The sequence below is a fragment of the Ruegeria sp. CI5 genome (genome assembly GCF_056536885.1).
Map to the genome: position 1 here is coordinate 162,174 of NZ_JBQFQN010000003.1, position 20,771 is coordinate 182,944.

Below are 20,771 nucleotides of genomic sequence, written 5' to 3' on the forward strand. Positions count from 1 at the left end.
GGTCGGTCGATGGTCAAGCATGGCAGCTCGACGCGGTTCCCGGATGCCGTGTCGTTTTTTGACGCGCTCAAGCCCACCGTTCAGTCAGACTGGTCGCGAAAAACGACGGAGGACATCATGACCAAACGCGGCCGCTGCTTGTGCGGTGAAACCCGCTGGGAGTTTGAGGGCGCCGAGACCTGGAGCTGCTATTGCCATTGTGACGATTGCCGCCGCAATTGCGCCGCGCCCGTGGTCGCGTGGTTGGGCGTACCCTCACGCAATTTCCGATGGACCGCCGCAACACCGCGTACTTTCGCCAGTTCGAAAGGCGTCCAGCGTCATTTCTGCGCCACGTGTGGCTCTCCGATGGGGTTCGAGGCCGACCACTATGAAGGCGGGATGCACCTGTACGCGACCTCGCTGGAAGACCCTTCAGACTTTGCGCCAACCTTTCACGTCAATTATCAAAGCAAGCTGCCCTGGCTGGATCTGCGCGATGATTTACCGAAATACGAAGGCACCCTGCTGCACGCGCCCGAGGATCTCGCCGACTACCAGGCGGGATAGGTCCGACCCTGCCGAACGAAAAAGGCCGCGGACCAGAGCCGCGACCTTCGGAACATTGAACGACGTCTACGATCAATCGCGCAGCAGCTCGTTGATCCCGGTCTTCGAGCGGGTCTTTTCATCCACCCGCTTCACGATCACCGCACAGTACAGGTTGATCCCGTTCTTCGACGGCATCGAACCGGACACCACCACCGAATAGGGCGGCACTTCGCCATAGAACACTTCACCGGTCTCGCGATCCACGATCTTGGTGGACTGGCCGATATAGACGCCCATGCCCAGAACCGAGCCTTCGCGGATGATGCAGCCCTCGACCACCTCGGAGCGCGCCCCGATAAAGCAGTTGTCCTCGATGATGGTCGGGCCGGCCTGCATGGGTTCAAGCACGCCGCCGATGCCGACGCCGCCCGACAGGTGCACGTTCTTGCCGATCTGCGCGCAGGATCCGACGGTGGCCCAGGTATCGACCATGGTGCCTTCGTCCACATAGGCGCCGAGGTTCACGAAAGACGGCATCAGCACAACGCCCGGCGCAATATAGGCCGATTTGCGCACCACGCAGTTGGGCACCGCGCGGAAACCGGCCGCGCGCCACTGGTTTTCACCCCAGCCGGCGAACTTGCTGTCGACCTTGTCCCACCAGCCGCCGCCCTGCGGGCCGCCGGACTGGATTTCCATGTCCTTGATGCGAAAGCCCAGCAAAACCGCCTTTTTAGCCCACTGGTTCACATGCCAGCTGCCATCGGCCTGCTTCTCGGCGACCCGCAGCGCGCCGCTGTCCAGCGCGTTCAGCGTGTCCTCGATCGCTTCGCGCTGTTCACCGGTGGTGGCGGGCGTGATCGTGTCGCGGGCCTCCCATGCGGCCTCGATGGCGGTTTCCAGTTGGGCGTTGGACATGGGGTTACTCCGTGCTGACTCTCGTTTGGTTGGTGTTGCCTATATGAAAGCCGGGGCCAATGCGCAATGCGACGTTGGCGGAGCCGTTTGCGGCCACCCGGCGCGAAAACCCGTCGGTTTCAGCTGGCGCGGCGGATATGGCGCACCAGAATCGCTGTGGCCGTGGCGGTATCGCGGCGCTTCATCGCCTGCACGATGGCGGCGTGGTCGGTGTCTTTCCGCTGGACCCAGCGGTGACGCCAATGGGCGAACAGATGGCGGGCGCTGGCGATATGCAGATCGTCGATCGTATGCAGCAGGCGCGGCCGCGCGCAGGGTGTCAGGATCGCCCGATGAAAGGCGCGGTTCCGGGTTTCCCATGTGGGCATGTCCTGCGCCTCGTCGCAGGCGATGCGGGCCTTGTCGGCCGCTTTGAGATCCGCCGGTGTCAAATTCTGGATCGCATGTTGCAGGGCCAGCGATTCCAGGGCCACGCGCATCTCGATCACCTCGCGCACCTCGGCCGGGTCCAACGCGGTAACGCGCATGCCGCGCCGTGGTTCGCTGTGGGCCAGGCCATGCGCCTGAAGCCGCAACAGCGCCTCGCGCACCGGGACATGGCTGGTGTCGAACGCCCGCGCGATATGGTCCTGCCGCAGTTTCTCACCCGCGGGGAGCTCGCCCGTGATGATGCGCTGGCTGAGCCGGTCATAGATGGAATCTGCAATCGTGGCGGTCATGGAATTTTATCTATAATCCCAAGGCCCGGCCCTCAAGGCGCAAATTCAGACGGTCAGAGGGTCAGGTGCGATATTGCCCCCGCAGACCAGAACCGCGACCCGTTCGCCCGGTTCCGGCGTGTAGACGCCCGAGGTCAGAGCCGCCAGGGCCGTCGCCCCCGCCGGCTCGACCAGAATGCGGTGCGCCTGCCACAGGCGCTGCTGCGCTTCGGCGATGGCGTCATCGCTGACCAGCACCGACGTCATCCCCTGCGCCAGCCCAAAGCAGATGTCGCCGATCCGCCGCGCACCCAGCGCGTTGGCGGCTATGCCGGAAACGGACACATCCACGGGCGTTCCGGCCTGCAATGCCGCGTTCAAGGCACATGAGGTTGCCGGCTCGACCGCAACGACCTTGCGCGCGCCCTGAAACCAGGCCAGCGCGCCCGCGATCAGCCCACCGCCGCCCACCGCCACCAATACGGTATCGGCCTGCAGGCCCTGGCTGTCCCATTCGGCGAAACAGGTGCCCTGCCCGGCCACGGTTGCCGGCGCGTCATAGGCATGGATCTGCATCGCGCCCGTGCGGGCCTCGTGTTCACGCGCCATCGACAGGGCATTGGCATATTCACCCGGCACGACGCTCAGATCGGCGCCGATCCGTTCGATCAGGGCGATTTTGGACGGACCGGCCATCTCGGGCACGAAGATCTTGGCCGGATGGCCCAGCGCTCGCGCCGCATAGGCCGCGGCCGCACCGTGATTCCCGCCCGATGCCGCCACCACTCCGGCCGCGGGCACATCCGTGCTCAGCAGGGTATTGAAGGCGCCGCGCGCCTTAAAACTACCGGTGTGCTGGAAATGCTCCAGCTTCATCTCGACCGGCTGCGCCAGTCCCAGCGCGTCGCTTGTCATGACCGGTGTCACCTGCGCGTGGCCATTGATGCGTTCGGCTGCGGCCGAAATTTCAGTCTTCCAATCCATTCTCGTCTTTCCGTGACTGGCACTCTGCCCGCGAACCCTATAGCTGTTTGAAAAACACGCAAGCAGGGAACCCCCAGCAATGAGAGAAGACCGCCTCAGCCCTTTCCGCGATGCGCATACCGACCGCTCGACCGCAAGCGAAGTCCCCGACACGCCGCAGACACGCTCGCCCTCGTACCGGCTGGCCTTTGCCGATGACGATTTCCTGTGCCGAGAGGAACTGCGGCCCGTGCGTCTGCAACTGGAACTGCTGAAGCCCGAAATGATCATGGCCGAACGCCAGATCACGTCGACCATCGTGATGTTCGGCGGCGCGCGAATCCCGGAACCAGCCAAAAAAGACAGCGCCCGGACGGCCACGCTGGCCGGTCTGTCGCAATACTATGACGAGGCGCGCGAATTCGCCCGGCTGATGACCGAGAAATCCAAGCAAAGCGGGTGCCGCGAGAACGTCATCGTCACCGGCGGTGGCCCCGGCGTGATGGAGGCCGGAAATCGCGGCGCCAAGGATGCTGGTGGCTGCTCGATCGGGCTGAACATCGTGCTGCCGCACGAGCAGGCGCCCAATGCCTATGTCACCCCTGAGCTGAGCTTCAATTTCCACTATTTCGCCATACGCAAGATGCATTTCCTGATGCGCGCCCGCGCGATCACCATCTTCCCCGGCGGGTTCGGCACGATGGATGAGTTGTTCGAGTCCCTCACCCTGATCCAGACCGGCCGGATGGAACGCGTGCCGTTCCTGCTGTTCGGGCGCGAGTTCTGGGAGCGGGTGATCAATTGGGAAGCGCTGGCCGATGCTGGGACCATTTCCGAAGAGGATCTGGACCTGTTCCGCTTTGTCGATACCGCGCAGGAGGCGGTCGACATCATCGAACGCTGGGAGCCCGCCCCGCCGCGCGACGACATACCGGGGCGTTGAGCGATGGCGCGCACCTCCAAGACCGGTGAGATGCTGCATCTGCGCGGCAATGCCCTGAGCAAAGGCGAACCGGTGGCGCTGCCGCTGACCCAAAGCAGCATGTTCCACCTGCCCGGCGCGCCGGACGGGCACCCGACCTATGGCCGTGTGGACAACCCGACCTGGACGCAGGTCGAGCATGTGCTGGCGCATCTCGAAGACGCACCCTGCCTGATCTTTCCGTCCGGCATGGGTGCAATTTCGGCGGCGTTGTTCGCCACCGTGCGGGCGGGGTCGCGCATCCTGATCCCGTCGGACGGGTATTATGTCACCCGCCTGCTGGCCGACCGGTTCCTCGCCCCGCTGGGCGTGTCGGTCGAAGAGCGCCCCACGACCGCATTCGCGCAGGGCGGGTTCGACGGATTCGATGTAGTTTTCGTCGAAAGCCCGTCCAACCCAGGGCTCGACATGATCGACCTGGCGCAGGTGGCCCGCGACGTGCGCGCCGCGGGTGGCATCACCATCGCCGACAACACGACGCTGACTCCGCTGGGACAGCACCCGCTGGACCTAGGCATCGACATCGTCGTCGCCTCGGACACCAAGGCGATGGGCGGGCATTCCGACCTGCTGATGGGCCACGTGGCCAGCCGCGATGCCCAGATCATGGAACGGGTCGAGGAATGGCGCCGCGTCTCGGGCGCGATCCCCGGCCCACATGAGGCCTGGCTGCTGCATCGCGGGCTGGAGACGCTGGACGTCCGGTTTGATCGCATGTGCAGCTCGGCGCAGGTTCTGGCCGAACGGCTGGCCGATCATCCGGCGGTCACGCAGATTCGGTATCCCGGCCTGCCCTCAGACCCGTCCCATGATCTGGCCTGCAAACAAAGCACGCGGTTCGGCTTTCTGCTGACGATCACGCTGGCCTCTGAAGACCAGGCCGAACGGTTCATCAATGGCTGCCCGCTGCTGCGCCCGGCCACGTCCTTTGGTGGCGTGCACAGCTCGGCCGAGCGGCGCGCGCGTTGGGGGGATCAGGTCGATCCCGGATTCGTGCGACTTTCGGTCGGGTGCGAGCCGGTGGACGAGCTGTGGCAGGCCCTAAATGACAGCCTGAATGCGCTGGCCTGAGCCTTATTTCTTGGGCTCGCGCAGTTCGGTAAAGACGTAGATCGGCAGCAGAACCCCCGCAATCAAGGCGCCCAGCCAAACCAGAAGCGTCGCCGCAAGCAGGTTCGAGATGCCGCCCACCGTCAGCCCTGCGGCGACCAGATCGGTGATCAGAAGGCCCACGAAGGTGACCACCAGCGCGATGCCGCCCTTCAGCGCCGGCACGTTCTTTTCCCCGATCTTTAGGATCAATGGCTCGGCCACGACCTGAACCAGGGTGAACACGATCACTACCACGATGAAGGACACCGGTTTGATCGAAAAGCCGGTCAGCAACAGGCTGGCCAGCAACAGACCGATGGCATTGCCCGCCAACAGGGCCAGGGCCGACTTGATTCTGCGTGACATGCGTTTGACTCCATCCGCAACAGTTCGAAACATGCGGATATTATCAGGATGCCGGAATTTTTCGAGAAAATTCAAACCGCTCGGCGTTCGGTCCTGTTGAAATTCCATGACACGACACAATCTGAAAGGTTAACTGCCAACAACGTCCACTGGCGAAACCCATCAGAAACGAGAGATATATGAGCGACAATCCATATTCGGTGTTGGGCGTCTCGAAAGACGCCAGTGCCGCCGAAATCAAGAAAGCCTACCGGCGCATCGCCAAGGACTGCCACCCGGACCTCAAGCCCGGGGACGCCAAGGCCGAGGCCAAGTTCAAGGCCGCCGCCGCAGCCTATGACCTTTTGAAAGACCCCGAAACCCGGGCAAAATTCGACCGGGGCGAGATCGACGCTTCGGGCCAAGAACGCCCGCAGCAGCAATACTACCGCGAATATGCGGAAACCGCGGGCAACCCCTATCGCGCGGGCGGCGGGGTCGAGGACGACGACATGTCCGACATCTTCGCCCAGTTCTTCGGCAACCGTGGCAACGGTGGCTTCAGCGGGGGGCGTGCGCGCGAGTTTCATGCGCCCGGTCACAACGTGAACTACAGCCTGCAGATCAGTTTCCTGGACGCGGTCTTTGGCGCCACGCAAAAGCTGACCCTGCCCAGTGGCGACCGGATCGAGGTGAAGATCCCCGCCGGCATCACCGACGGCCAGACCATCCGCCTGCGTGGCAAGGGCGCGCCGGGCTATGGCGAGGGGCCGCCGGGCGACGCGCTGGTCACGATCCGCGTGGCCGAACACCCGGTGTTCGAGCGCGAGGGCGACGACATCCGCATCACCCTGCCGATCACCATCGACGAGGCCGTTCTGGGCGGCAAGGTCCCCGCGCCCACGATCGACGGCCGCGTGAACGTGACCGTGCCCGAGGGCACAAGCAGCGGCAAGACCCTGCGCCTGCGCGGCAAGGGCGTCAGGAAACGCGGCTCGGACAAACGCGGCGACCAGCTGATCGAGCTGAGCGTGGTGATGCCCGACAAGATCGATGACGAGCTGAAGCAGTTCATGCAGAACTGGCGCAAGTCGCACAGCTATGACCCGCGGAAAGGAATGCCGGCATGACCCGTTCTCTGACCGAAGCCGAACTGATCGAAGCCGTCCAGAACCTGACGTCCGAGCGGTTGTCCCGATTCCTGTCCGCCCGGATCGTGATCCCGCGCCAGTCCGACCAGGGGCTTGTCTACGAGCGGCTGGACATGGCGCGCCTGCAACTGGCCTGCGAGCTGGACAACCAGTACGAGATGGAGCCCGACGCCCTGTCGATGGTGCTGTCGCTGATCGACCAGATGCACGGCCTGCGGGCCGAACTGCGCGAAGTGCTGCGCGCCATCGACGCCCAGCCCGACCCGGTGCGCAGCAAGCTGGTCGAACGGATCGGAACAGCGCGGTTCCGCCGCAGCTAGGGCCTGCGTGCAAGGCGGGTTTGCCCTTCTGGACTCGGTGGTTTTGCCTTAGAAGGCGCCATCGATTCAGAACCGGGTGCTGCGATGACACGGACCAAGTCGGAATTGCTGATGCCTGCGGGCAATCTGCGCAAGCTGAAACTGGCCGTCCTGTACGGGGCGGATGCGGTGTATCTGGGCACGCCCGACATGTCTCTGCGCACCAAGTCCGAGTTTTCGCTGGACGAGGTGATTGAAGGGGTCGAGTTCTGCCACGCGCATGGCCGCCGCGCCTACCTGACGCTGAACCTGTTCTCGCACAACAAGGACATCCCCAAGCTGGACGAATACATCGACACGGTCCGCAAGGTGCGGCCCGACGGGTTGATCATCGCCGACCCCGGCGTGTTCCAGTACGTGCGCGACCGCGCGCCCGAACTGCCGCTGCATATCTCGACCCAGGCCAATATCTGTTCGTGGCTGTCGGTGAAGTTCTGGCAGGATCAGGGCGCCGAACTGGTGGTGCTGGCGCGCGAGGTCTCGTATCCCGAACTGGTGGAGATTCGCGAGAAATGCCCCGACATCCGGCTCGAGGCTTTCGTGCACGGCGCCATGTGCATGACCTATTCGGGCCGCTGCCTGCTGTCGAATTTCATGGCGGAACGCGGCGCCAACCAGGGCAACTGCGCCAATTCCTGCCGCTGGAACTATGCGCTGAAGCTGCGCCTGAAGGACAGCACCCATCAGGAACTGCGGATCACCGAGGAAAACGCCGACCTGTTCGAATTCCTGCTGGAAGAAGGCTGCCGCCCGGGTGAACTGATGCCGATCGAAGAGGATGATCGCGGCTCGTACATCCTCAATTCGCGCGATCTGTGCATCATGCCCAAGCTTGACGAATACCTGAAGATCGGCGTCGACAGCCTCAAGGTCGAGGGGCGCGGCAAGTCGGAATACTACGCCGCCATCGTCGCGCGCGCCTATCGCATGGCCATCGACGATTACTATGCCGACCCCGAGAACTGGGACCCGAAGCCGTACATGCGCGAGTTGGAGACCGTGGGGAACCGCGGCTACACGCTGGCCTTTCACGAAGGGCGGCTGACCAATTACGCGCATGATTACGAGCACACCGCGACCATCGCCCAATGGGAATATGCCGGACTGGTGACCGACGTGACCGAGGATGCCTTCCTGGTCGAGGTGAAGAACAAGCTTGAACCCGGGGACGTGCTGGATTTCGTCTCGCCCATCTCGCGCGAGACGGTCCTGCTGCGCGTCTACGAATTCGAACGCGCCAGTGACGGCGCCAAGCTGGACGTGGTGCATGGCAGCACGAAAACCGTGATCCGCCTGCCGTTTTCCCTGTTCGATCACGAAGACCCCGACGACCTGCGCGCCCGTTTCCCGGTATATTCGGTCCTGCGCAAGGAGCGCGCTCTGACCGACGAACATTGGAGCCGCATCCGTTTTGACAAGCTGGTGCAGGGGTTGGAAACCTCGGGGCGCGACAATCCCGCCGCCTATGCCCGCCGCCGGGACGAGCTGGTGGAGAAGATCGGTCAGGACGGCACCGCGCGCCGGTTCAAGACCAACCGCGTAGGCACCGAGGGCTGCTGCGGCAAAGGCTGCAACGGCTGCCTGATCTTCTGGCAGGATGACAAATACGCCCTGGCGCGCGAGGTTCTGTCGAAACGCAAGCAGGGAGAGCAGCTCAGCCGGCGCGAGGCCGCCGCCCTGAAGCTGCCCGGTGACGCGGCCCGCGATCAGTTGCCGACGCGGTAATCCTCGGGCACGAAGAACGTATAGTCGCGGTCGGCCACCGCTTCGTGGCAGTCATGGCAATAGGCAACCGCCCCCGCGCGATCCCCCATCGTGTCGCCAAACAGCGACCCGTCGGGCATCACCATGACATAGCGCCAGTCGGCGGTGTCGGGGCTGGTGCCTTCGGGCAATTTCTCCATCACGAAAAGAGCGCCGGGATGTACCCTGCCCTCATCCGTGACGGTCATGCTGTCCTTGGCCAGGACCGAGCCCACGGGCAGCTTATCCCACGGTTGCAACGTGCCGTAATTGTGGGCCATCCGGTTGGCATAGCTGTTGACGTAGCGTTGCCCATGCGTGGCCGACAGGTACGGCGCGTCGTTGAACAGCGGCCAGTTCTGATAGTTCATCAGTTGATCCAGATGCGCGGTGGCATAGCCGCGATCCATCTGTTTCCTGAGGGCACGATAGTGCTGCCGCGCGGCCTCTTTGCTCAGCTCCGCCGGGTTCTCGATCGCCAGATGCGCCTCGGTCCCGTTGGATTGCGCCCATGCAATGGCGGCGCCCGATGCCACCAATACGGCGGTCATGCAGATCGTGGACAGTTTCGTCAGTGCGTTCATGTATTGGCCCACCCTGTTCAAGGCTTGCCTGAATTCCGCAGATTTCCCCGACAAATATGAGCGGACTGGACGAAACGCACCAGAACCGGACTGTCCAACTCACCGTCTTGTGCGCAGATTTTACGTGCGCGCAACCGCGCACCTCTCATGGATCAAGACTACCAAATCCGGCCGTAGAATCACACACCATTTGCCCGCGAACCCGCGGGCGTCAGATCAACCTTTCAGCCCGGCCTCGGCCTCGATCTGGCGGCGCGATTTGCGGGCGCGCTCGGTGGCCGATTTCAGCTGGCCGCAGGCGGCCATGATGTCCTCGCCCCGCGTCTTGCGGATGGGCGAGGCATACCCGGCCTGATAGATGATGTTGGCAAAGGCCCGGATCCGGTTGTTCGAGCTGCGCTTGTATGGCGCACCGGGCCATTCGTTGAACGGGATCAGGTTGATCTTGGCCGGAATGTTATGGCGCTTGATGTGGTCGATCAGGCGATGTGCGTCCTCGTCGCTGTCGTTCACGCCGTCCAGCATCACGTATTCAAAGGTGATCCGCTCCGAATTCGACGCGTTGGGATAGCTGGCCAGCGCCTGCAGCAGTTCCTCGATGTTCCAACGCTTGTTGATCGGGACCAGAACGTCGCGCACCTCGTCCGTGGTGGCGTGGAACGAGATCGCCAGCAGGCAGCCGATCTCTTCCGCCGTGCGTGCGATTTCGGGTACCACGCCCGAGGTCGACAGGGTGATCCGCCGGCGCGACAGGGAAATGCCCTCGGGATCCATCGCGATCTTCATCGCGTCGCGGACGTTCTCGAAATTGTACAGTGGCTCGCCCATGCCCATCAGCACGATGTTGGACAGCAGGCGCGTTTCGTTCTTGGGCGCGCCCGGGGTCGGCCATTCGTCCAGATCGTCACGCGCCATCATCACCTGACCGATGATCTCGGCCGCAGTCAGGTTGCGCACCAGCTTCTGCGTTCCGGTGTGGCAGAACGAACAGGTCAGCGTGCAGCCCACCTGCGACGAGATGCACAGCGTGCCGCGATCCTCTTCGGGGATGTAGACGACCTCGACCTCGTGCCCTCCGGCAATGCGCACCAGGTACTTGCGGGTACCATCCTCCGAGACCTGGCGGGTAACCACCTCGGGGATTTCGATCACGAAATTCTCGGCCAGCTGCGCGCGATAGGCCTTGGCCAGATTGGTCATCTGGTCAAAGTCGCGCACGCCCCATTGATAGATCCACTGCCAGATCTGGTTCACCCGCATTTTGGCCTGCTTTTCAGGCGTTCCATGTTCGATCAGAACCTCGCGCAGCCGGTCGCGGGTCAGACCGACAAGGTTGATCGTTCCCTCGGGCAATTTGCGGGGAATGGTCATGACATCCTGGGTGATCGGCGCTTTGGCGGACATGGCGGTTCTCGGGCGTTCTGGCTTGGGATGCGCCTCTATATAGGAACGCCGCCAAAGATCAAAAGGATTCGTGCGAACCTGTCCGAATGTCAGTCGAGGAACCGCAACAGTTCGGTGACACGGGCCCGCCCCAACTCGACCCGGCACGAGGTGATCGCAATGCCCGTTCCGGATCCACCACCAAAAGACGCGCCAACTGCTTCGCACTGCGCATCGCGATAAGTCTTCCAGGCCTCTTGAGAAGTTTCAAGCGCTGGCAAAGCAACAGCCCGACCCGTCACTTCGTCCAGTTCCTTCGCCGCATCGACTGCGAACCCAAACGCCGCGACCAAAGCGGCCTCGACATTGGTCTCGGCCCGACCGACGCATGTCCCGATCTCGACCTGAGATCCGGCATCGGCGCATTCCAGCGCAGGGTCTGCAAATGCCGATGCCGGAAAAAGAATTGCTGCCCAAACCCAACGCATGTCCGTCTCCTCGCCTGTCCACCCACGGTTTCAGACAGAGCTTAGCACAGCGGTCAGGCTTGGGCACGATTTAGATGCAGCGGGCGATCACACCCCTGCTGGCGGGATGTAGCAGTCCTCGGCATCCAGTGTCTTGACCGGATCATTCGGGCCGCATTGCTCGCCCGTGACCGGATAGGTTTCGGTGGATTTCTCGCACGCGCTCAGAGTTGCCGCTGCAACAATCAGAACCGCAATAAGGGGTTTGGTCGACATGTCTGGACTCCTTCTTCGTTGTCTGAACCGATTGGTTCAGAAATCGAGTCCGTCAGCCTTGATGCGGATCAAGTTTTGGCACCGACGTTGCGTAAACGGATGCACAAAAACGCAAAACCCCGCCATTTTGGCGGGGCACGAGATCTGGACGGGTTGGGCAGTTACTTGGTGCAGCGCTTCTCGGCGTCTTCGATGGCTGCGGTAAAGCCCAGCAACGAGAACGTGTCCTTGGTCTGGGTGCCGCGTTCGGACCGTGCGGTCAACACGGCCTCGGTCCCGCGCTTCATCGCCGTGACGATCTTGGCATCATCCGCGGCGCTGGCGGGCCACGCCCACTCGCCCTCGGTGAACAGTTCGAACTCGGACCCGTCGATTTCCAGATTCACCGTGGACCCGGGCGCGAATGGGTAGCCTCCGGTGAATGTCACCTGGCCTTTGACCTCGGCGTTGGGGCGATAAAACACGAACAGCAGAATGTCGCTGCGACGCACCGATACCACACGGCCACCGCGGGTATTCACGGTCTCCTTGGGGGCGGATACGCTCCAGCACTCGGTCGGATCGTCTTCGACGAACACGCTCCAATCAGTCTGAGCGGACACACGGTTCGTACTGGTCGCCTGCTGGGCGATCGCTGTCGTGGCCATCCCTGCCACACAAAGGCCCGCGCATACGCGGGCGAGCATTGTTTTCATTCGTTCAGCCTCCTGGCTCGACCCACACCTCAACTCCATCCCGGAAGGCCGCGAACCCTGACGGTCCGTCTGTTGCAGTTGCGCATCCGGATGATTGCCGACATACACACACTAACGCAGGTTTCGCCACAGGCGAAAGGGCGATTGGCAGAATTTTGCGCACATTCCGGAGGGACGACATGACGCAGCCAGTACCGATGACCGAACTGTGGCGCGGACCGCTGTTGGAGAGCCTTCATCTGGGCCATGCGGTGATCTGCGACGACAGCGGCCAGATCGTGCGCAGCTGGGGCGATCCGAACGCAGTGATCTATCCGCGGTCGTCAGCCAAGATGATCCAGGCGCTGCCGCTGATCACCTCAGGCGCGGCGGCCAAATACGGACTTGGCTCCGAGCATCTGGCGCTGGCCTGCGCCTCGCACAACGGCGCGGCGATCCATACCGAGCGCGTGACCGCTTGGCTGGATCACCTGGGCCTGTCCGAGCCCGATCTGCGCTGCGGCCCGCAGGAGCCGGCCGACATGGCCGCGCGCGACGGCCTGATCCTGGCCGACGACACCCCCTGCCAGATCCACAACAACTGCTCGGGCAAGCATTGCGGGTTCCTGACCCTGGCCCGACACATGGGCGCAGGCCCGGAATATATCGAGATCGACCACCCCGTGCAGCAGGCCTGCCTATCGGCTTTCGAAGAGACCACGGGCGAGGACAGCCCCTGTTACGGGATCGACGGTTGCTCGGCGCCCAATTTCGCCACTTCGCTGGTGGGGCTGGCGCGGTCGATGGCGTGGTTTGCCTCGGCCGGCGACCGGTCGGACCGGGCCAGCGACGCGGCCCTGCAATTGACCCGGGCGATGGTCGCCCACCCCGAGCTGGTGGCGGGCGAAACCCGCGCCTGCACCGAACTGATGCGGGCGATGAACGGCCGTGCCGCGATCAAGACCGGGGCCGAGGCCGTGTTCGTCGCGATCATCCCGGAAAAGAAGATGGGTGTGGCGCTGAAGATCACCGATGGCGCCACCCGCGCCAGCGAGTGTGCCATCGCCGCCATTCTCGTCAGCCTCGGCGTGCTCGAGGCCGATCACCCGGCCACGCGCAAATTCATGAACGCCACGCAATACAGCCGCCGCGGGCTGGAATGCGGCGTGATCCGCCCCGCGCCAGGTTTCCCCGGCTGAGGGTCACATCTCGATCTCGTGGATCTCGGCCACCTCGACCGAGCCCGAGCCGTTGACCACCATGGGGCAGCCCTTGGCCATCTCGGTGGCGGCTTCGACGCTGTCGGCCTTAACCACTGTAAAGCCCGAGGCCGGGTTCGGCCCGCCATTGCCGGCCACGCCATCGGCGCTGACGGTATGGGACTGGCCCACCGGGTTGCCGGGGATTTCCAGCGCCGGCCCCATGTTCTGGAACCACGCGCCCCAGGCGGCCATGGTGGCTTCGATCTCGGCCGGGTCGGTCGGCGTGGTGCCGCCGTGATAGACAAACAGGTACTGAGGCATTTTCTGGTCTCCCTTTTGGTCAGACGGGGTTGGCAAGCCGGGCTTCCAGCTTGCGCAGCGACGAGGTCCAGCCGCTTTCATGATTGGCCGAGACGTCGTCATCGCCCAGATCGCGGTGATCCAGGATCAGGCGCGCTCCGGTGTCGGTCGGCTCGACCGCCAGCTTTACATGGCTCTCGGCGCCGCGCTGGTCCTGGTCGTCATGCCAGCCCCAGGTGAACCCGACCGAGTTCGGCGGGTCCACATGGGTCACATGCCCGGACACCTTGAACCGCTGCCCGTCACCATTGACCATGACCGAATACCACGGCCCAAGGCGCGAGAAATCCAGATCGTGCTCCGGCACCTCGACCCCTTCGGGCCCCCACCACTGCAACAATCTGGTTCCGTCGCTGATCCAGGCGAACAGGGTTTCGGCGCTGACCGGAAAGTCACGCACCAGCTTCAGGTCGGCCATGAGGGGTCCTCCTGCAGAATGTCGCCCAGGCGGTTCAGGCTGGCCTCCCAGAACTGGCGTTTCGAGATGGTCCATTCGGCAATCGCCCGCAGCCCCTCGGGGCGGATCGAATAGATGCGCTGGGTGCCGTTCACGCACTGGTTCACCAGCCCGGCCTGCCGCAGCACCTTCAGGTGCCGGGAAATGGCCGCGCCGGACATGCCCTTGCCCTGGGCTAGGTCTCCGGCAGGCAGTTCGCCGTGATCCATCAGTTGTTCAACGATCGTGAATCGGGTCGGGTCGGACAGGGCCGAAAAGGCATCGAGCAGCGTGTTCATAGCTATTGATTAACACGAATGTTAAACAATGGGAACCCGAAACCGTCGGATCAGCCCCGCGCAAAGTCCGATCGGGCATATCCCTGCAGGTACAGCAGCGCGGTCAGGTCGCCATGGTTGATGCGCACGTCGCATTGCGCGGCGACCGAGGGCTTGGCGTGCAGGGCCACGCCTGTTCCGGCGCGCTCCAGCATGCCCAGGTCATTCGCCCCGTCGCCCACGGCGATCACTTCGGCCTCGGAAATACCCAGCCGGGCCGATATCTGCTCCAGCGCCTCGACCTTGGCCTGACGGCCCAGGATCGGGCGCTGCACGTCACCGGTCAGCTTGCCGTCCTCCGCCAGTAGCGTGTTGGCGCGGTTCTCGTCAAAACCCAGCAGCTCGGCCACGCGGGCCGTGAACGCCGTGAACCCGCCCGAGACCAGCGCGGCATAGCCACCATTGGCCCGCATCGTCGCCACCAGTTCGCGGCCGCCCGGCATCAGGGTGATGCGCTGGTTCAGCACCCGGTCGATCACCGACACGTCCAGCCCCTTCAGCAGGCCCACCCGCTCGGTCAGCGCGCCTTCGAAATCCAGCTCGCCATTCATGGCGCGGGCGGTGATGTCCTTGACCCGCTCGCCTACCCCGGCCTCGTCGGCCAGTTCGTCGATGCATTCCTGCTGGATCATCGTGCTGTCCATATCGGCCAGCAGCATCTTCTTGCGGCGGCCCTCGGCCGGCTGCACCACCAGATCGACGTCCAATTTCTGCAGGTCGGCCCAGACATCCCAACGGTTGGCCGGAACCGCCGGCAGGGCAAATTCGGCCGCCTCGTCGGGGCTCAGCCACTGGATGTCGCCCCCGCCCCAGGCATTGCGCAGCGAGTCGATCAGCGCCCCGTCCAGCGACGGCGTCTTGGGGTTGGTCAACAGGGTGGCAACGTACATCTTGATCCTCCGGCAGCCTGCCCTGCGCATATCGCAGGTGCAGCATTTCCGCCAGAGGCCAATTCCGCGCCGCTAGCCCAGAATGCCCGGCAGGCGCAGCCCGTGTTCGCGGGCGCAGTCCTTGGCGATGTCATACCCCGCATCCGCATGACGCCACACGCCCGAGGCCGGGTCGTTCCACAACACCCGCTCCAGCCGCCGCGCGGCGTCCTCGGTGCCGTCGGCGCAGATCACCACGCCCGCATGCTGGCTGAAGCCCATGCCGACCCCGCCGCCGTGATGCAACGACACCCAGGTCGCGCCGCTGGCGGTGTTGATCAACGCGTTCAGCAGCGGCCAGTCCGACACGGCGTCGGAGCCGTCCAGCATCGCCTCGGTCTCGCGGTTGGGGCTGGCGACCGAGCCGCTGTCCAGATGATCCCGGCCGATGACGACCGGTGCGCTCAGTTCTCCGTTCGCGACCATCTGGTTGAAGGCCAGTCCGGCCCGGTGCCGATCGCCCAGCCCGATCCAGCAAATCCGCGCGGGCAGGCCCTGAAACGCGATCCGATCCTGCGCCATATCCAGCCAACGATGCAGATGCTCGTTCTCGGGGAACAGCTCCTTCATCTTGGCGTCGGTCTTGTAGATATCCTCGGGGTCGCCCGACAGCGCGCACCAGCGGAACGGGCCGATGCCACGGCAGAACAGCGGGCGGATATAGGCCGGGACGAAACCGGGAAAGGCAAAGGCGTTCTCAAGCCCCTCGTCCTGCGCCACCTGCCGTATGTTGTTGCCATAGTCCAGCGTCGGCACGCCCGCGTTCCAGAAATCGACCATCGCCGCGACATGCTGCTTCATCGAGGCGCGTGCGGCCTTTTCCACTGCTTTAGGGTCTGTTTCCCGCTTTTCGCGCCATTGCGCCAAGGTCCAGCCCAAGGGCAGATACCCGTTGATCGGATCATGGGCGCTGGTCTGGTCGGTTACGATGTCGGGACGCATCCCGCCGGCGGCCATGCGGCGGTAGATCTCGGGAAAGATCTCGGCCGCATTGCCCAGCAGACCCACGGACTTCGCCTCGCCCGCCTTGGCCCAGCGGTCGATCATGGCGAGCGCCTCGTCCAGAGTTTCGGCCTTTTCATCCAGGTATTTGGTGCGCAGCCGGAAATCGATGCTGTCGGGGTTGCATTCCACCGCCAGACAGCAGGCCCCGGCGAAGACTGCCGCGAGGGGCTGTGCTCCGCCCATGCCGCCCAGCCCCCCGGTCAGGATCCATCGGCCGGTCAGGTCGCCGCCATAGTGCTGGCGCCCGGCCTCGGCGAAGGTTTCATAGGTGCCCTGAACGATGCCCTGCGTACCGATATAGATCCACGACCCGGCCGTCATCTGGCCGTACATCACCAGGCCCTTCCGATCCAATTCGTTGAAATGGTCCCAGGTCGCCCAATGCGGCACGAGGTTGGAATTGGCGATCAGAACCCGCGGCGCGTCCTTGTGAGTGCGGATGATCGCCACCGGCTTGCCGGACTGCACGATCAGGGTCTCGTCGGTCTCGAGATCCTTCAAACTGGCCACGATAGTGTCGAAATCCTTCCAGGTCCGCGCTGCGCGACCGATGCCGCCATAGACCACCAATTCGTGCGGATTTTCGGCCACGTCGGGGTGCAGATTGTTCATCAGCATCCGCAACGGGGCCTCGGTCAGCCAGCTTTTGGCATTCAGCTCCGGCCCGGTCGGCGGAAAAACGTCACGGGTGTTCTTGCGCGGGTCACTCATTTCGGGGCTCCTTTTTCGGCCAGCGCGCCCGACAGGGCCAGGGCGCGCAGGCGGTCAAGCATCTCTTTCAGGTGCGGGCGCAGGCGTTCGGCCCGGTCCGCGCGCCAGGCCCAGGTCGGCGTCTCGTCCATATAGGCGCGTTGGGCGATCTCCGTCTGGATCGCATGTATGCCCTTGTCCGGGCGGCCATAGTGCCGGGTGGTCCAACCGCCCTTGAACCGGCCGTTCAGCACCGCGGTACAGCCGGACGCCTGAGCCACGGCGTCCACCGCCTGCGCGACCTCGGGTGCGCAAGTGGTGCCGTCATTGGTGCCCGTGTTGAACACCGGCAACTCTCCGTCGAACAGGAAGGGGATCCGCGACCGGATCGAGTGGCAGTCGAACAGGATCGCCACGCCATGCCTGGCCCGCACCCGCTGCAACTCTTCCTGCATCGCGGCGTGGTAGGGGGCGTGGAACTTCTCGCGCCTCTCCTCGATTTCATCCTCCGACGGCTCCTGCCCTTCGAGCCAGATGGGTTGCCCGTCAAAATCGGTCAGCGGCACCAGGGTCGTCGTGTTCTGCCCCGGATAGAGCGACTGACCTGCGGGGTCACGATTGGCGTCGATCACATAGCGGTGCACGCGGGACTGAACCACCGTCACATCGCCAAAAAGCCCTTCATAGAGCCTGTTTATGTGCCAATCCGTGTCGGCCAACGCCCGGCCGGTCTGGTTCAGGCGCGCTTGTATCTCCTCGGGCACGAAGGTTCCGCCATGCGGTTGGCCCAGCACGATCGGGCCCTGCCCCCGCTGCACCTCGACCACGGTCATGCCATCACCTCCGGCAGCGGTACGCCCAGCGCCTCGAGGATCGCGCCGCTGGCCACAAGATCCTTGGCCCGCTCCAGTTCCGGGGCCAGGTACCGGTCCTCGGCCAAAGGCGGGATATCGGCGCGCAGCCGCGCAATCACCCGCTGCAAGGGCGCGCTGGTGACCAGCGGGGCGCGGAACTCGACGCCCTGGGCGGCACAGAGCAGTTCGATCCCCAGAATGTGGTTCAGGTTTTCCACCATGCGCGTCAGACGCCGCGCCCCGTGGGCGGCCATCGAGACGTGATCTTCCTGGTTGGCCGAGGTGGGCGTGCTGTCGGTAACGCACGGATTGGCCAGATGTTTGTTCTCGCTCATCAGCGCGGCGGTCGTGACCTCGGCGATCATGAATCCGGAATTCAAGCCCGGATCGGGGGTCAGGAATGGCGGCAGATCAAAGCTGAGCGTCGGATCCACCATCAGTGCGATCCGGCGTTGCGCGATGGCACCGATTTCGGACAGGGCCAGCGCGATCATGTCGGCGGCAAATCCGACCGGTTCGGCGTGAAAATTGCCGCCCGAGACGATCATGTCGGGATCGGACAGCACCAGCGGGTTGTCAGTGGCCGCGTTGGCCTCGGTCTGCAAAGTCGCGGCAGCCTGCCGGATCACGTCCATCGCGGCACCGGTGACCTGCGGCTGGCAGCGAATGCAATACGGGTCCTGCACGCGGCTGTCGCCCTCGCGATGGCTTTCGCGGATTTCCGAACCCTGCAGCACGGCGCGCATGGCGTTGGCGGCCTCGATCTGGCCGCGATGACCGCGCAGGGCATGGATCTCGGGCTGCAGCGGCGCGGTGGAGCCCATGATGGCATCGGTCGATACGGCCGATACGACCAGCGCGTTCTGCGCCGCGCGCCAGCCTTCGAACAGGCCCGCCAAGGCGTAGGCCGTCGAGAACTGGGTGCCGTTGATGAAGGCCAGGCCCTCTTTCGGCCCCAGTTGAACAGGCTCTAACCCAACCTTTTTCAATGCCTCGGCGCCCGGCATGACCGTACCGTCCAACTCGGCTTCGCCCTCGCCGATGACCACCGCCGTCATGTGCGCCAGGGGCGCCAGATCACCCGAGGCCCCCACCGAGCCCTGCGCCGGAATCACCGGGGTCACGCCACGGATCAGCATCTGTTGCAGCAGGTCCACCAGCGCCCACCGCACACCGGACGCGCCGCGCCCGAAGGACAACAGCTTGAGCGCCATCATCAGCCGCGCCAACCGCCGCGGCACCGCCGGGCCGACCCCGCAGCAATGGCTGAGGATCAGGTTGCGCTGCAGCGCCGAGGTGTCCTTGGCCGCGATCTTGAGGCTGGCCAGCTTGCCGAAACCGGTATTCACGCCATAGACGGGCTGGTCACCGGCGGCGGCCTCCGCGATGCGGGCGGCGGCGGCCTCAACAGCCGGGCGACAGCAATGATCCAGAACCACCGGCGTTTCGGTCCAGTAGATCTCCGCCAGTTGGGCCAGCGAGACCTGCCCCGGAACCAAGGTCAGACTACTCATGCCTCCCCTCCGAAAATGCGCGCGTGCAGCGGGTTGAACCCGATCCGATAGGCCAGCTCGGCCGGGTGAGAGACGTCCCACACGGCCAGATCCGCCCGCTGCCCCGGCGCTATCGTGCCGGCATCACTCAGCCCAAGCGCGCGGGCGGCGTTGCGGGTGACCCCGGCCAGCGCCTCGGCCGGGGTCATGCCAAACAGGGTGCAGCCCATGTTCATCGTCAGCAGCAGCGAAGTCAGCGGCGAGGACCCCGGGTTGCAATCGGTCGCAAGGGCCATCGGCACCCCGGCCTTGCGGAACAGGTCGATCGGCGGGGCCTGCGTTTCCCGCAACGTGTAGAACGCGCCGGGCAGCAGAACCGCGGTCGTTCCGGCCTCGGCCATGGCCGCCACGCCGGCGGCATCCACATATTCGACGTGATCGGCTGACAAGGCGCCGAAAGACGCCGCCAGCCGGGCCCCGCCCAAGTTCGACAATTGCTCGGCATGTAGCTTGACCGGCAGCCCCAAGTCGCGCGCGGCGTCGAACACCCGGGCGATCTGCACGGTGTCAAAGGCGATGCCTTCGCAGAACCCGTCGACTGCGTCGACCAGCCCCTCGGCATGGGCTGCGCGCAGGGTCGGGATGCAGACCGTGTCGATATAGGCGTCCGCGCGCCCCGTAAATTCGGGCGGCACTGCATGAGCGCCCAGAAAGCTGGTCCGGACCCGCACCGGGCGCTGCTTTGCAGTTTCCCGGGCCGCGCGCAACATGCGCAGCTCGGTGTCCTGATCCAGTCCATAGCCGGACTTGATTTCAATGCAGGTCACACCCTCGGCCAACAGGGCGTCTATGCGAGGCAGTGCCTCTTGGATCAGGTCCTGCATACTGGCGGCGCGTGTGGCGGTGACCGTCGACAGAATTCCCCCGCCGGCGCGCGCAATCTCCTCGTAGGTTGCGCCGTTCAGCCGCATTTCGAACTCAACCGCCCGGTTGCCCCCGAAAATCGCATGCGTGTGCGGATCGATCAGGCCCGGAGTGATCAACCGATCTGCAAAATCGACGATCGGCCAGTCGGCGTGATCCGGCGGCAGATCTCGGTGCCGCCCGATCCATTGGATCCGGCCCGACGAAACAGCAATCGCCGCGTCTTCGACCAAGCCATAGGACGCAACCCCATCCGTCATGGTTGCGATCCGCCGACAACAAATCACCGAATTTCTGGTCATCGCGATTCTTTTGGACTCCCCTCGGGTTTCAATTTTTCGTATACGTGTAAAAACTTAAAGTCTACACAAAAA

At 64.2% G+C, this 20,771-nt stretch carries 24 protein-coding genes; 7 read left to right on the plus strand and 17 right to left on the minus strand.

Annotation, left to right across the window (positions count from 1 at the left end):
* Positions 1–9 precede the first annotated feature (9 nt).
* The gene (locus ACR0BA_RS11495) at positions 10–549 is read left to right on the plus strand and encodes a GFA family protein (RefSeq protein ID WP_480728020.1); all 540 of its coding nucleotides are present in this window, start codon (positions 10–12) and stop codon (positions 547–549) included.
* Between the two features lie 72 nt (positions 550–621).
* Here ACR0BA_RS11495 and dapD read toward each other — a convergent pair whose 3' ends face one another.
* The 3 genes from dapD to ACR0BA_RS11510 all read right to left on the minus strand — a co-directional run bounded on the left by dapD (position 622) and on the right by ACR0BA_RS11510 (position 3,131).
* Positions 622–1,449 (minus strand): 2,3,4,5-tetrahydropyridine-2,6-dicarboxylate N-succinyltransferase, encoded by an 828-nt coding sequence (gene dapD, locus ACR0BA_RS11500; protein WP_170364205.1) that lies wholly within the window; start codon positions 1,447–1,449, stop codon positions 622–624.
* A gap of 119 nt (positions 1,450–1,568) precedes the next feature.
* Complete coding sequence (locus ACR0BA_RS11505) at positions 1,569–2,168, minus strand: GntR family transcriptional regulator (RefSeq protein WP_093964210.1); 600 nt, start codon at positions 2,166–2,168, stop codon at positions 1,569–1,571.
* A gap of 45 nt (positions 2,169–2,213) precedes the next feature.
* Entirely contained in the window at positions 2,214–3,131 is a 918-nt protein-coding gene (locus ACR0BA_RS11510; RefSeq protein ID WP_170341230.1) for a threonine/serine dehydratase, read from the minus strand.
* Between the two features lie 79 nt (positions 3,132–3,210).
* Here ACR0BA_RS11510 and ACR0BA_RS11515 point away from each other — a divergent pair, with 79 nt between their 5' ends.
* Both ACR0BA_RS11515 and ACR0BA_RS11520 read left to right on the plus strand, forming a co-directional pair.
* Positions 3,211–4,053, plus strand: coding sequence for an LOG family protein (locus ACR0BA_RS11515; protein ID WP_093964208.1), 843 nt, complete (start codon positions 3,211–3,213; stop codon positions 4,051–4,053).
* A gap of 3 nt (positions 4,054–4,056) precedes the next feature.
* Positions 4,057–5,163 (plus strand): cystathionine gamma-lyase, encoded by a 1,107-nt coding sequence (locus tag ACR0BA_RS11520; RefSeq protein WP_480728022.1) that lies wholly within the window; start codon positions 4,057–4,059, stop codon positions 5,161–5,163.
* A 3-nt stretch (positions 5,164–5,166) separates the two neighbouring features.
* On the opposite strand, the gene ACR0BA_RS11525 is transcribed toward ACR0BA_RS11520, so the two are convergent.
* A complete protein-coding gene (locus ACR0BA_RS11525) occupies positions 5,167–5,550 on the minus strand; it encodes a hypothetical protein (protein WP_093964407.1) in 384 nt (127 codons plus the stop codon).
* 179 nt (positions 5,551–5,729) lie between these two features.
* Between ACR0BA_RS11525 and ACR0BA_RS11530 the strand changes: the two genes are divergently transcribed.
* From ACR0BA_RS11530 to ACR0BA_RS11540, 3 genes are all read left to right on the plus strand, one after another.
* Positions 5,730–6,659, plus strand: coding sequence for a DnaJ C-terminal domain-containing protein (locus ACR0BA_RS11530; protein ID WP_170419979.1), 930 nt, complete (start codon positions 5,730–5,732; stop codon positions 6,657–6,659).
* On the plus strand, positions 6,656–7,000 hold the full coding sequence (locus ACR0BA_RS11535; RefSeq protein WP_480728024.1) for a hypothetical protein: 345 nt from the start codon (positions 6,656–6,658) through the stop codon (positions 6,998–7,000). Before ACR0BA_RS11530 ends, ACR0BA_RS11535 begins: the two co-directional genes overlap by 4 nt.
* Positions 7,001–7,084: 84 nt before the next feature.
* On the plus strand, positions 7,085–8,764 hold the full coding sequence (locus ACR0BA_RS11540) for a U32 family peptidase (RefSeq protein WP_480728026.1): 1,680 nt from the start codon (positions 7,085–7,087) through the stop codon (positions 8,762–8,764).
* Here the strand turns inward: ACR0BA_RS11540 and ACR0BA_RS11545 are convergent.
* The 5 genes from ACR0BA_RS11545 to ACR0BA_RS11565 form a co-directional block, all read right to left on the minus strand.
* Positions 8,746–9,366: a cytochrome P460 family protein gene (locus tag ACR0BA_RS11545; RefSeq protein ID WP_480728028.1), complete on the minus strand. Its 621-nt coding sequence runs from the start codon at positions 9,364–9,366 to the stop codon at positions 8,746–8,748. The two genes, ACR0BA_RS11540 and ACR0BA_RS11545, sit on opposite strands and share 19 nt — an antisense overlap.
* A 216-nt stretch (positions 9,367–9,582) precedes the next feature.
* Positions 9,583–10,770, minus strand: coding sequence for a dual-specificity RNA methyltransferase RlmN (rlmN, locus tag ACR0BA_RS11550; protein WP_170364829.1), 1,188 nt, complete (start codon positions 10,768–10,770; stop codon positions 9,583–9,585).
* A gap of 89 nt (positions 10,771–10,859) precedes the next feature.
* A complete protein-coding gene (locus ACR0BA_RS11555; protein ID WP_480728029.1) occupies positions 10,860–11,237 on the minus strand; it encodes a lysozyme inhibitor LprI family protein in 378 nt (125 codons plus the stop codon).
* A gap of 87 nt (positions 11,238–11,324) precedes the next feature.
* Positions 11,325–11,492 (minus strand): hypothetical protein, encoded by a 168-nt coding sequence (locus ACR0BA_RS11560; protein WP_170342136.1) that lies wholly within the window; start codon positions 11,490–11,492, stop codon positions 11,325–11,327.
* 161 nt (positions 11,493–11,653) lie between these two features.
* Complete coding sequence (locus ACR0BA_RS11565; protein WP_170342134.1) at positions 11,654–12,187, minus strand: invasion associated locus B family protein; 534 nt, start codon at positions 12,185–12,187, stop codon at positions 11,654–11,656.
* 179 nt (positions 12,188–12,366) lie between these two features.
* Here ACR0BA_RS11565 and ACR0BA_RS11570 point away from each other — a divergent pair, with 179 nt between their 5' ends.
* Positions 12,367–13,365: an asparaginase gene (locus ACR0BA_RS11570; protein ID WP_170510131.1), complete on the plus strand. Its 999-nt coding sequence runs from the start codon at positions 12,367–12,369 to the stop codon at positions 13,363–13,365.
* A gap of 3 nt (positions 13,366–13,368) precedes the next feature.
* Here the strand turns inward: ACR0BA_RS11570 and ACR0BA_RS11575 are convergent, their stop codons facing one another.
* The 8 genes from ACR0BA_RS11575 to hutI form a co-directional block, all read right to left on the minus strand.
* The gene (locus ACR0BA_RS11575; protein ID WP_170419976.1) at positions 13,369–13,689 is read right to left on the minus strand and encodes a YciI family protein; all 321 of its coding nucleotides are present in this window, start codon (positions 13,687–13,689) and stop codon (positions 13,369–13,371) included.
* Positions 13,690–13,708: 19 nt separating this feature from the next.
* On the minus strand, positions 13,709–14,146 hold the full coding sequence (locus ACR0BA_RS11580; RefSeq protein WP_170433916.1) for an SRPBCC family protein: 438 nt from the start codon (positions 14,144–14,146) through the stop codon (positions 13,709–13,711).
* The gene (locus tag ACR0BA_RS11585) at positions 14,134–14,463 is read right to left on the minus strand and encodes an ArsR/SmtB family transcription factor (protein ID WP_480728031.1); all 330 of its coding nucleotides are present in this window, start codon (positions 14,461–14,463) and stop codon (positions 14,134–14,136) included. Before ACR0BA_RS11585 ends, ACR0BA_RS11580 begins: the two co-directional genes overlap by 13 nt.
* A gap of 50 nt (positions 14,464–14,513) precedes the next feature.
* Positions 14,514–15,392: a phosphoserine phosphatase SerB gene (serB, locus tag ACR0BA_RS11590; RefSeq protein ID WP_480728032.1), complete on the minus strand. Its 879-nt coding sequence runs from the start codon at positions 15,390–15,392 to the stop codon at positions 14,514–14,516.
* Positions 15,393–15,464: 72 nt separating this feature from the next.
* The gene (gene hutU / locus ACR0BA_RS11595; protein WP_480728034.1) at positions 15,465–17,147 is read right to left on the minus strand and encodes a urocanate hydratase; all 1,683 of its coding nucleotides are present in this window, start codon (positions 17,145–17,147) and stop codon (positions 15,465–15,467) included.
* Complete coding sequence (gene hutG / locus ACR0BA_RS11600) at positions 17,144–17,959, minus strand: N-formylglutamate deformylase (protein WP_480728036.1); 816 nt, start codon at positions 17,957–17,959, stop codon at positions 17,144–17,146. Before hutG ends, hutU begins: the two co-directional genes overlap by 4 nt.
* On the minus strand, positions 17,956–19,494 hold the full coding sequence (hutH, locus tag ACR0BA_RS11605) for a histidine ammonia-lyase (RefSeq protein ID WP_480728038.1): 1,539 nt from the start codon (positions 19,492–19,494) through the stop codon (positions 17,956–17,958). The genes hutG and hutH overlap by 4 nt, the downstream gene beginning before the upstream one ends.
* Positions 19,491–20,699 (minus strand): imidazolonepropionase, encoded by a 1,209-nt coding sequence (gene hutI / locus ACR0BA_RS11610; protein WP_480728040.1) that lies wholly within the window; start codon positions 20,697–20,699, stop codon positions 19,491–19,493. Before hutI ends, hutH begins: the two co-directional genes overlap by 4 nt.
* Positions 20,700–20,771: the final 72 nt, after the last annotated feature.

What these genes read in the sequence shown, in the direction of transcription:
- ACR0BA_RS11495 (WP_480728020.1), top strand. Translation starts at nt 10, where the DNA reads ATGGTCAAGCATGGCAGCTCGACGCGGTTCCCGGATGCCGTGTCGTTT.
- dapD (WP_170364205.1), bottom strand. Translation starts at nt 1,449, where the DNA reads ATGTCCAACGCCCAACTGGAAACCGCCATCGAGGCCGCATGGGAGGCC.
- ACR0BA_RS11505 (WP_093964210.1), bottom strand. Translation starts at nt 2,168, where the DNA reads ATGACCGCCACGATTGCAGATTCCATCTATGACCGGCTCAGCCAGCGC.
- ACR0BA_RS11510 (WP_170341230.1), bottom strand. Translation starts at nt 3,131, where the DNA reads ATGGATTGGAAGACTGAAATTTCGGCCGCAGCCGAACGCATCAATGGC.
- ACR0BA_RS11515 (WP_093964208.1), top strand. Translation starts at nt 3,211, where the DNA reads ATGAGAGAAGACCGCCTCAGCCCTTTCCGCGATGCGCATACCGACCGC.
- ACR0BA_RS11520 (WP_480728022.1), top strand. Translation starts at nt 4,057, where the DNA reads ATGGCGCGCACCTCCAAGACCGGTGAGATGCTGCATCTGCGCGGCAAT.
- ACR0BA_RS11525 (WP_093964407.1), bottom strand. Translation starts at nt 5,550, where the DNA reads ATGTCACGCAGAATCAAGTCGGCCCTGGCCCTGTTGGCGGGCAATGCC.
- ACR0BA_RS11530 (WP_170419979.1), top strand. Translation starts at nt 5,730, where the DNA reads ATGAGCGACAATCCATATTCGGTGTTGGGCGTCTCGAAAGACGCCAGT.
- ACR0BA_RS11535 (WP_480728024.1), top strand. Translation starts at nt 6,656, where the DNA reads ATGACCCGTTCTCTGACCGAAGCCGAACTGATCGAAGCCGTCCAGAAC.
- ACR0BA_RS11540 (WP_480728026.1), top strand. Translation starts at nt 7,085, where the DNA reads ATGACACGGACCAAGTCGGAATTGCTGATGCCTGCGGGCAATCTGCGC.
- ACR0BA_RS11545 (WP_480728028.1), bottom strand. Translation starts at nt 9,366, where the DNA reads ATGAACGCACTGACGAAACTGTCCACGATCTGCATGACCGCCGTATTG.
- rlmN (WP_170364829.1), bottom strand. Translation starts at nt 10,770, where the DNA reads ATGTCCGCCAAAGCGCCGATCACCCAGGATGTCATGACCATTCCCCGC.
- ACR0BA_RS11555 (WP_480728029.1), bottom strand. Translation starts at nt 11,237, where the DNA reads ATGCGTTGGGTTTGGGCAGCAATTCTTTTTCCGGCATCGGCATTTGCA.
- ACR0BA_RS11560 (WP_170342136.1), bottom strand. Translation starts at nt 11,492, where the DNA reads ATGTCGACCAAACCCCTTATTGCGGTTCTGATTGTTGCAGCGGCAACT.
- ACR0BA_RS11565 (WP_170342134.1), bottom strand. Translation starts at nt 12,187, where the DNA reads ATGAAAACAATGCTCGCCCGCGTATGCGCGGGCCTTTGTGTGGCAGGG.
- ACR0BA_RS11570 (WP_170510131.1), top strand. Translation starts at nt 12,367, where the DNA reads ATGACGCAGCCAGTACCGATGACCGAACTGTGGCGCGGACCGCTGTTG.
- ACR0BA_RS11575 (WP_170419976.1), bottom strand. Translation starts at nt 13,689, where the DNA reads ATGCCTCAGTACCTGTTTGTCTATCACGGCGGCACCACGCCGACCGAC.
- ACR0BA_RS11580 (WP_170433916.1), bottom strand. Translation starts at nt 14,146, where the DNA reads ATGGCCGACCTGAAGCTGGTGCGTGACTTTCCGGTCAGCGCCGAAACC.
- ACR0BA_RS11585 (WP_480728031.1), bottom strand. Translation starts at nt 14,463, where the DNA reads ATGAACACGCTGCTCGATGCCTTTTCGGCCCTGTCCGACCCGACCCGA.
- serB (WP_480728032.1), bottom strand. Translation starts at nt 15,392, where the DNA reads ATGTACGTTGCCACCCTGTTGACCAACCCCAAGACGCCGTCGCTGGAC.
- hutU (WP_480728034.1), bottom strand. Translation starts at nt 17,147, where the DNA reads ATGAGTGACCCGCGCAAGAACACCCGTGACGTTTTTCCGCCGACCGGG.
- hutG (WP_480728036.1), bottom strand. Translation starts at nt 17,959, where the DNA reads ATGACCGTGGTCGAGGTGCAGCGGGGGCAGGGCCCGATCGTGCTGGGC.
- hutH (WP_480728038.1), bottom strand. Translation starts at nt 19,494, where the DNA reads ATGAGTAGTCTGACCTTGGTTCCGGGGCAGGTCTCGCTGGCCCAACTG.
- hutI (WP_480728040.1), bottom strand. Translation starts at nt 20,699, where the DNA reads ATGACCAGAAATTCGGTGATTTGTTGTCGGCGGATCGCAACCATGACG.